The 9,135-nt window shown below is 63.0% G+C and carries 7 protein-coding genes; all 7 read right to left on the reverse strand.

All coding sequences use genetic code 11. From position 1 onward, the window contains the following. Position 1: 1 nt before the first annotated feature. Positions 2-949, reverse strand: a complete 948-nt coding sequence (locus AB5Y92_RS05015; RefSeq protein ID WP_368225823.1) for an ElyC/SanA/YdcF family protein — start codon at positions 947-949, stop codon at positions 2-4. A gap of 187 nt (positions 950-1,136) precedes the next feature. Next, positions 1,137-3,896 (reverse strand): collagenase, encoded by a 2,760-nt coding sequence (locus AB5Y92_RS05020; RefSeq protein ID WP_368225825.1) that lies wholly within the window; start codon positions 3,894-3,896, stop codon positions 1,137-1,139. A gap of 218 nt (positions 3,897-4,114) precedes the next feature. Continuing rightward, positions 4,115-5,542 carry an o-succinylbenzoate--CoA ligase gene (gene menE, locus AB5Y92_RS05025; protein ID WP_368225827.1) on the reverse strand — a complete coding sequence of 476 codons (1,428 nt, stop codon included), beginning with the start codon at positions 5,540-5,542 and terminating at the stop codon, positions 4,115-4,117. Continuing rightward, positions 5,535-6,464, reverse strand: coding sequence for an o-succinylbenzoate synthase (gene menC / locus AB5Y92_RS05030; RefSeq protein WP_042057560.1), 930 nt, complete (start codon positions 6,462-6,464; stop codon positions 5,535-5,537). The genes menE and menC overlap by 8 nt, the downstream gene beginning before the upstream one ends. Then, positions 6,464-7,312: a 1,4-dihydroxy-2-naphthoyl-CoA synthase gene (gene menB / locus AB5Y92_RS05035; RefSeq protein ID WP_197724797.1), complete on the reverse strand. Its 849-nt coding sequence runs from the start codon at positions 7,310-7,312 to the stop codon at positions 6,464-6,466. The genes menC and menB overlap by 1 nt, the downstream gene beginning before the upstream one ends. Positions 7,313-7,316: 4 nt before the next feature. Continuing rightward, positions 7,317-8,114, reverse strand: a complete 798-nt coding sequence (gene menH, locus AB5Y92_RS05040; RefSeq protein WP_158113596.1) for a 2-succinyl-6-hydroxy-2,4-cyclohexadiene-1-carboxylate synthase — start codon at positions 8,112-8,114, stop codon at positions 7,317-7,319. After that, the coding region (locus AB5Y92_RS05045; protein WP_368225829.1) for a thiamine pyrophosphate-dependent enzyme at positions 8,074-9,135 on the reverse strand (1,062 nt) is incomplete at its 5' end. The genes menH and AB5Y92_RS05045, both read right to left, overlap by 41 nt.

Consider the following 9,135-nt stretch of genomic DNA (forward strand, 5'->3'; position numbering starts at 1 on the left):
TTTATGGTGTGGCAGTGCTGACGCTGGCGGCTGAAGGGGTCATCGGCATTGTGGGCAAGGCCGCGCTGGGTATCTCGGCGGCGGTTTCTGCCGCGGGTTTAGCGGGAGTGACCGGCTCAGTCGTTGCCGCAGCGGATAAAGCCAGCGTGGCTTGTTCAGTCACGGCCGAGGCAGATGGGGTAGCCGACTCGGTAGTAACCGCGGCAGAGACTGCCGCTGGCTTGGCCTCATCCACCGCCGGTTTGGGCTGTTTGAGGCAGGGTTGCAGGCTGCCGATGGTGCTCAGTGACTGGCAAGGCACAGGCAGACCTATGGGGACCGGTGCCCCGAGGAACTTGGGCCCCTTGTCCAGTACATAGAGGTCGAGCAGCCCCATCAGGCGGGCAAAGACTTCCCGCACCCGGGTGCGGATCCCCTGATAGGCGCTGGGATCCTCGGCATTAAAGCCGACCGCGTCGATACCGAAATGGCGGGCGATGAAAATGGCCCGCTCGTTATGAAAGCCTTGGGAGACCACGGTAAAGCGCTCCTGGCCGAACACCTCCTTGGCGCGAACCACAGAGTCGAGGGTGCGGAATCCGGCGAAATCCATATAGATGGCGGAGGCGGGGATGCCCGCCTTGATCAGGGCGCGGCGCATCTGGCGCGGCTCGTTGTACTGCACGGTGGCGTTGTCACCGGAGACGATGATGAAGTCCACCTTGGCATTGTTGTAGAGCTCGGCGGCCGCCTTGATGCGGTATTTGAAGTAGTGGTTAGGGCCGCCACCGGAGAGATATTTGGAGGTACCCAGCACCACCGCAACCCGGTTGTAGGGCACCTTGTCCACCTGATCGTAGGTGTAGTGACGGGCATCCGAGACGATCCACTCGCTGTAGCCCAGCAGCATGGCAATCAGGGCCAGCAGCAAAACGAGGCAGGCGAGGAGGATCTTGGCAAACTTCTTCATGCGCGGTGCGGTCAGGGTCTGAAGTTGGGAGTGGCTATCGGCATTCTATTACAACTCGGCCGCCGGCGTCAGGCTTGATAACGGGCGGGTACCTCATTCGGGCAGAGGTTGTCGCAGCAGAGGCTGGGAGAGCGGGAGGATAAAGCGAGGGGCTGCGGCGGCAGCCCCTCTGTTGGGTGAAGGTCTATCAGTGGGCGGAGTCGTTACCCTTGCAGGCGTCTGACTCCTTGTTGGCTTGCCACCAGGGCAGCAGATCCCGGGCGAGCCACGCCTGATAGGCGTCGCTGTCGTTGGCGATCAGCCGGTCCAGCTCCCCTTCGAAGTCGCTCATCGCCTGCTGCCGATCCGGATTGCGCAGCGCCTGTGCCAGCGCCAGCCAGCTGGCGCCGCGACCGGTATCGTTGAGGAAGCGGTGCACGGTATAGGACCAGGAGTAGACCATCTCGCCACCCTGGTCGTAGTCAAGGTGGAGGATCGCCGCCAGTGTCGGACGCTGGTTGGCGGGGCGGTTTGCCACGTTATCCAGACCCCGGGCAAAGCACTGGCCGTGGGCGATGTACTCTGCAATCCCCTCTGCCCACCAGGTAGTGCGGTTGAGCGGATAGTGGCCGAAACTGCCGTACTGGTTGAAGCGGCCATCCAGATAGTGAACGTACTCGTGGCGCAGGTTCCACACCTGGAAGGCAGGGCGTTTCCACTCCGCCTCATAGGCGAAGAAGCGGGCCTGATTGCCGGGGCGAGCCGGATCCCCCTCGATATAGATGCCGCCATTGTCGGTGGAGACACCAAACAGCGCGCTGCCGTAGCGGCCCCAGTCGGCGGAGGAGTTGAAGATCACCAGCTCCAGCGCCTCGTTGTGATCATCGGCCACCGGTTGCCAGCCTGTCTCCATCTGCTGGTGGAAGCGCTGCTCTTCATCACCCAGCTCGCGGCAGATCCCTTCGGCCTGAGCCAGGGTCAGATCCTGGGCGCGCAGACGCAGGGTTGGCGAGCAGGTGTGCTCGAACGGCAGAATATCTTCAATGCGGATCGGGGTACAAAGCCCGGCGAACTCGCCGCTGACACAGGCTTCGCTGGTGCGATCCGTGTAGGTGAGGTAGTAGCTGGAGAGGGTCAGGGATACCTCTTCCAACATGGCAGCCGGATGCTGTCCGCCCGGGATCAGCCCCTGCTGGCGCATGATGGCGATGACATCGCGATCCAGCTGCTGGCGATAGGCGATCGCCTTATCCGGGCTGGTGTGATGGAGGTAGCGCATCATCTGGTAGAGGCGGCTGTGGGCATCGAGGATGTTGTTGAAGATAAACAGATCCCGTGAGCCGTCGCGCTGTTTCCAGAGGGCCAGCTCGCTCAGGCCCAGTTGCAGCAGGCTCTGGCGCAATGCCGCCTCCTGCTGCAGCACAGCTGCGCTGAAGTCAGCCTGCTGACCGTAAGAGGCGCTCTGATCGACCAGATTGAGCAGCTCGAACAGGCCATCGGCCCAGGGTTTGTGGCCATTGATCTGCGCCGCATGTTGCACCGCATAGCCGAGCGCCTGGTTGAGCTGGGCCAGCATGGGGGCGGCACTCTGGCGGAAGGCGGCTTGCCCAAGTTGTCCCTGCGCCGCCACGCTCCAGGCTTCCAGCACTGTGCCAGCCTGATCCTGCGGTTCAGCTCCCAGCAGCAGGGGGTGGTTGAGCAGATCAATCATCACCCCGGCCAGTGCCCGGGCGACCTGATCACTCTCCTTGCCAACGCCGCCGTGGTAGTTGTGGGCGCGCACATAGTAGAGCAGCTTGTCCATTGCCGGATGGGTCGGCTGGTTGGCCGCCAGCAGGGCACGCATGCCGCGCACCACCGCCATCAGCTTGGCGTCATCGTGGCCGTAATCCGCCTGCCAGGCAGGGCTGTTCTGGCCGCTCACGTCGGCTACCAGTTTGGCGGCATCGCTATCGAGCAGATCCACATCGGGCTGCTCGGGCTCGGAGCAGAGACGACCGTTGGCGCGGCGGCACTCCAGCTGCTCCTCCTTGCTGGCCAGCACGATGGGGCGATTGAGCACCCGGCTCTCCTGCCACGCTTTGCTCTCTGGCAGGGGTTGCCACTCGCCGCCGGCGACCGGGTATTGGTAGCCGCTATCTTGCAACGTTACCTGAACCTCGCTGCCAGCGGGGATCACCTGACGGCAGATGCGATAGCGGATGGTGTTGCTCCCCTCCTTGCGCTCCTGCGGCTCATCACACTCCTGCTGAGGCGTGAGCTGATCCAGCTGCCACTGATAGCGGCGCCAGACATGGATCTCGCTGACCTGAGCGGCAGCCTGAGATCCGCTGTTCGGCTGCAGGCGGAAGAAGATCTGCTCCAGCCGGCCATCCCGTTCGCTGGGGCTCTCTTCCAGCACATGCAGCTGTTGCCAATCCTGTGGCTGGTAGTGCCACTCCGGCTCGGCGCAGCGCCCCTGTGCGTTGAGTTCACAGCGGTCCAGTTCGCGCTCGCTCTGTCCCAGGATCACCGCAGAGGGGAGTGGCAGGCGATCCTGGCGGGTGGCGGTCGGCGTGCCGGCCAGCTGCTCCCAGCGGCCCTGTTTCATGCCATAGCCGAAGTCATAGCTGCTGGCGGGGATCAGCTTGCCGGCCGGAACCCGATCTTCGCAGCGGACGAAGCGGATCTGCCAGCCGGACTCTACCCTGAGCTGGGGCTCGCCACACTGCTGCTCGGCCAGTGCGGCGAGATCGCTGCTCTGCCAGTCGAAGCGACGGTAGACCCTGAGCTGTTGGTAAGGTGCATTGCTGCTGCGCGCCTTGAGCTCGTAGGTGATCTCGGTGATGCGAGCGACCAGTTGCCGGCTCGATTCGCCAGTCAGCTGATACTGTCGCCAGTCATTGGGGGAGTAGTTGGCTTGCGCCGAGGATGTAGCCAAAAGCAGGGGCCCTGCCAGCAGCAGCCACCCGGTACCTGAACGGTTCATTTTTATCCCTTTGTTCTTGTTTGTGTATTGTCTTGCGAGTAATCGCAAGGCAATTTAAACGGTTCCAAAGGGATATCAATTGCCAATTAAAAATCAGATAAATCAATAAGATGGTGACTTTTTGAGTCTGATCGAATTATCGCGGGTTGGCGCCGCAGTGAGGACTCACATGTTTCTTTTTTGTTTTCAAAGAAGATCGGTAAATTGTGAGTCCGATCTCATTCAGCTTGTCGTGCCCGAGTGGTCTGTTGTCGGGCAATCTTGCCCAGTCGTTGGCGGGAGGGTTTGAGATTGCCGCCAAGATCGGGCCAGGGGAGCCAGTGGTCGGGCACCATAAAGCCGGGCAGGGTGCTACGGATCCAGGCTGCCAGTTCGGAGTCGGGAACCGGCTCGCCGTGCCAGCCGATAAAGGCGGCGGGGCGTTGCCCCCACTCGTCGCTCGGCACCGGCACCACCAGCGCCTGGGCGACAGAGGGATGATCTACCAGTCGCTGCTCGATGGTTTCGGGTTGGATGTTTTCGCCACCCGAGATAAAGAGGTTATCGAGACGCCCCTCCACCAGCACTTCCCCTGCCGCAGTGAATCTCCCCTTGTCGCGGGTATGAAACCAGCCCTCGTTATCTAGGGGCAGTTCCAGCTCGCCTGCCCGGTAGTAACCGGCAAACAGGGTGGCGCCGCGCACGCAGATCTCCTGCTCCCGGATGCACACTTCCCGTCCCGGTAGCGGTTTGCCAACTACGCCTGTATCGCCGGGTATAGCGGTGCAGACCTGACTGCCCATCTCGGAGAGACCATAACTCACCTTGGGTTCGAGCCCCATGGCGCAGAGGCGGCTCACCAGCGGTTGCGGGATGGCGGCACCGCCGAGCAGCAACTCACGCAGGCGGGTACGGGCGGGATCAAAACCCTCTGCCAGCAGGCGCCAGAGCTGGGTTGGCACCAACGAGAGGTGAGTGATGGGCTGGCACTCCAGCCGCTCCTTGAGGGAGCGTTCACGTTGATCCAGCACCAGCGTGGCGCCCGCCAGAAAGACCCGAAACAGGATGGCGTAGCCGCCCACATGGAACAGCGGCAGGGAGAGCAGCCAGCCACAGGCCTCATCGAGGGGAATGAGGGTGGCAGAGCCGCGCGCCGAGGCCAGGTGGTTGCAGAGCCGGTGCACCACCGCTTTCGGCGTGCCGCTGGAGCCGGAGGTGAGGATCATGTTATTGAGCTGGGTCGATGCCAGCGGCCACGCTTCCTCGCTTGCCGGCAGTTCGTGCGTGAAGTCGAGGCACAAGGGTTGCCAGTTGCCTGCCGGGATCTCCCCTGCCGACCAGAAGGCATCGGCATCGAGTTGTACCGCCAGCTCGCGCTGCTTTTCGAGAGGAAAGGCGGGATTGAGCGGGCAGAACACCACGCCGCTGCGCACGCAGGCCCACGCCAGCAGCACATCTTCCAGCGCACCGCGCACCACCGCTGTCAGATGATCGCCACGACGCACTCCGGCTTGTTCCAGCTGTTGGCACAGGCTGTTGAGGCGGGCATCGAGTTGGCGGTAACTGAGAGGCGAGGCGGTGTGGATGGCAATGCGGTTCGGGGCTGAGATTGCCCGGTGGCGTACCGGGCAAGGTGTCTGTTCGGGTGAACGGGAGGGGTCAATCACGGTAATACAGTTGCTCCAGTCGACTCAGATCCGGTTTGCCATCTTCCCCCAGCAGGTTGCCCGCCATCCAGCGGCGGGTATCCAGCCCCGGCGCCTGTTCCGGTGCCCACTCGCCAGCCAGATGAAAGAGCTGGTTCAGGCCCAGATCCGATTCGAAGCAGGAGGAGATGATCACCTTGAGCCGCAGTTCGCGGGCGCGGGCGATCAGCGCTTCGCAGTTGGCGAGTGAACCGAGCAGGGTAGGCTTGAGCACCAGCGCGCGCAGTTGCGGGATCGGCTCCCACGGCTTGCCTTGTGCCAGCAGTTCGTCCAGCGCCACCGGCATGCCGGTGCGGTTGGCGACAAAGGCGATGTCGGCAAAGTCGGCGCAGGGGTCTTCCAGATACTCGATACGATTCGGGTCGAGGTGGCCGCAGAAGGTCCACGCCTCCTCGCGAGTCCAGCCCTGGTTGGCGTCCAGCACCAGCTTGAGGGAGGGAAGGCGGTCGCACAGCAGGCGGATCAGCGCCAGCTCGTCACGCATCGGGTAGCGTGCCACCTTCAGCTTGGCTTTGCCGGGCGTGCGGTGCAGCCACTCTTTCCAGTTGCGCAGCAGCTCCTGGGGGGAGCCTTGAATGAGGGGATAGGGCTCCGGCAGCGGGTTGCTCTGTTCGGGCCATGTCCGGCGCGCGCAGTCGAGGCCAAATTGCACCGACGGCAGCACGGGGTTCGGGGTATCGCCGGCGGCCAGGGCCGCCAGCGTGGCGAGGGCTTCTGCCTCTGCCTGTTGCAGGCTCTCTTTCGAGAAGCCGGGCAGGGGGGCGATTTCCCCCCAGCCGTCGTTGATGCGCACCAACAGCCCCTCTCGCGCCACCTCCACCTTGCCGTGAAAGGTCAGTGGCTGGGTAAAAGGCAGTTGATAGCGATACAGGGCGAGTGTCATCAGGGGTTCCGCTTGTATTTGGAGAAGTCGGGGCGACGCTTTTCGTTGAAGGCGTTGCGGCCTTCCTGACCCTCTTCGGTCATGTAGAACAGCATGGTGGCATTGCCCGCCAGCTCCTGCAAGCCCGCCTGACCATCACAGTCAGCGTTGAGGGCGGCTTTCAGGCAGCGCAGCGCCATCGGGCTGTTTTGCAGCATTTCGCGGCACCAACGCACGGTTTCACGCTCCAGATCCGCCAGCGGCACGACGGTGTTGACCAGACCCATATCGAGGGCTTGCTGGGCATCGTACATGCGGCAGAGGAACCAGATTTCGCGGGCTTTCTTCTGGCCGACGATGCGGGCCATGTAGGAAGCACCCCAACCGCCGTCGAAGGAGCCCACTTTCGGGCCGGTCTGGCCAAACTGGGCGTTGTCGGCGGCGATGGTCAGGTCACACATCATGTGCAGCACGTGGCCGCCACCGACTGCGTAACCGGCCACCATGGCAACCACAGGTTTCGGGCAGGTGCGGATGTCGCGCTGGAAGTCGAGCACGTTGAGGTGGTGAGTCCCCTCGTCATCCCGGTATCCACCGTAGTCGCCACGGATCTTCTGGTCGCCGCCAGCGCAGAAGGCTTTCTCGCCAAAACCGGTCAGGATGATGGTGCCGATCTGATCGTCATAACGGGCATCGGCCAGCGCCTGCAGCATCTCTTTGACGGTGCGGGGGCGGAAGGCGTTGCGCACCTGGGGACGGTTGATGGTGATCTTGGCAATGCCATCGTTGGACTTGTGATAGAGGATGTCCTCGTAACCGGCGGAGCAATCTTGCCATTCAACAGGTGCATACAGTTCAGCTTCCGTCATTGCTTCAATCATGACTCGTCTCTTCTTGTTGGTTGACCCACTCCGCGAGGAGTCGGGCAAAGTTATCAGGCTGATGGGCGTGCAGATTATGGCCGCCATCAAGCACCAAGTGGTTGATTCTGCGATCCTGGTTCGCCAGCTGGCAAGCCAGCTGATGGAATTTGTGATCCCGCTTGCCACTCACATAAGTAACCGGCAGCTGGCTCGCCATGAGCCAGGGGGCGAGATCCGGCTGCTTGCCTAGCGAGGTGGCGCGCAGCATGGTGGCGATGCCCTGACCGTCGTTGCCAAGGCGGCGGGCGATCTGGCTGGCCCGGGCCGCATCGTCAAGATCGGCAAATACCCCCTGCCGATACCAATCTTCCAGCACATCAGCCAGGGGCTCGCGCTCGAAGCGCTCTGCCCAGCTCTCATCGTGGGCGATGCGGGCGGCCCGCTCACCGGCTGGCAGCCCCGGGTGGCAGTTCTCCAGCAGCAGCCCCCGTAGCCCGGCGGGCTCGCGGCTGGCGTGATAGAGGGCCAGTCGCCCACCCAGCGAGTAACCCGCCAGCAGATAGCGTTCAATGTTGCGGCTGCCCAGCTCGGTGACCAGCCACTGGTGGCTCTGCTCAAAGTCGCTGACGTTGAGAGCGCTATGCTGACCGTGACCCGGCAGATCGAGGGCGATGCAGCGGATGGCGGGCAGCCGGTCGATCACCGGTTGCCAGTCGCCGCTATCCCCCAGCAGGCCGTGCAGTAGCACCAGCGGCACATTGGCATCTTTATTTGCCACGGATGGCGGCCCCCAGCGCCTTGAGATCATCGGCCACCTGCTCGCTCGGTACCCGGATCTCGATCAAGGTAACGCCATGTTGGAGGGCGGCGCGGTAATCGCGTTCGAACTCGGGCAGGGTGGTCGGCGCCCGATAGGCGAGGCCAAACATGGCGGCAGCATGTTCAAAGCTGAGGCCGTGGGGCAGCCGGTAGTAGCTCTCCAGCAGCTCCCCTTCGGTGGGCACCGGCAACATACGAAAGATGCTGCCGCCATCGTTGTTGAGCAGGATCACCACCAGCGGTCGACTCGCCTTGCTGAGCAGCGCGAGGCTATTGAGATCGTGCAGGGCGCTGAGATCCCCAAGCAGCAGGGTGGTGGGCTCATCACTGTCCTGCTCGATTGATTGGGCAAACCCGTAGGCGGTTGCGATCAGACCATCGATGCCGGAGGCGCCGCGGTTGGTCATCACCCGGCTCGGCCCCTTGCCCGTTTCGCCGAGCATATCCATCAGTCGTGCCGGCATGCTGTTGCCGACAAACAGTTGGCCTTCGATCAGGCGGTTGAGGCGATGGCAGACCCCAAGCTCGGAGAAGTGCTCGCAGGTAGCGGCGATCTGCTGGCTGGCGTTGTGTTGCAGCTCGGCCAATGTGTGCCAAGGGGCTTGTGTGGTGACCAGATGGGCCGCGGCAAAGGCGCTGGCACTGCAGAGCAGCCGGTTGCGCAGCCGGTAGTCGGGATCGAGCCGCGCCGGTTGCGGATCCACCAGCCAGTAATCCTGCCATGAATGGTGTTTGATGAACTGGCCGAGCCGCTTGGAGACAAGCCGCGCGCCAAATTGCAGTAGTACCTCGGCGCGGCCCAGCTCGGCGACGAATTCAGGATCGTTGAGCGCCATATCCATATGGATGAGGTTGCGACTATCGAAGCGGATCTGGCTCTGCAGGTCCGCCAGCAGCGGCCAGCCGAGTTGCTCCGCGAGCGCGGCGGCGGTCTGTGCCTGCTGCGGGTCGGTAATGCGACCAGCCACAACAATGCCGCGCTGTTGCCGAAAGCTTTCCCACTCCGCCTG

The sequence above is a fragment of the Aeromonas sp. R1-1 genome, assembly GCF_040908495.1.
Classification (GTDB): domain Bacteria; phylum Pseudomonadota; class Gammaproteobacteria; order Enterobacterales; family Aeromonadaceae; genus Aeromonas; species Aeromonas veronii.

Bases quoted from the DNA above. Each gene is read 5' to 3' on its own strand.
- menB (WP_197724797.1), bottom strand. From the start codon at position 7,312: ATGACGGAAGCTGAACTGTATGCACCTGTTGAATGGCAAGATTGCTCC.
- menC (WP_042057560.1), bottom strand. From the start codon at position 6,464: ATGACACTCGCCCTGTATCGCTATCAACTGCCTTTTACCCAGCCACTG.
- AB5Y92_RS05020 (WP_368225825.1), bottom strand. From the start codon at position 3,896: ATGAACCGTTCAGGTACCGGGTGGCTGCTGCTGGCAGGGCCCCTGCTT.
- menH (WP_158113596.1), bottom strand. From the start codon at position 8,114: ATGATCTCAAGGCGCTGGGGGCCGCCATCCGTGGCAAATAAAGATGCC.
- AB5Y92_RS05015 (WP_368225823.1), bottom strand. From the start codon at position 949: ATGAAGAAGTTTGCCAAGATCCTCCTCGCCTGCCTCGTTTTGCTGCTG.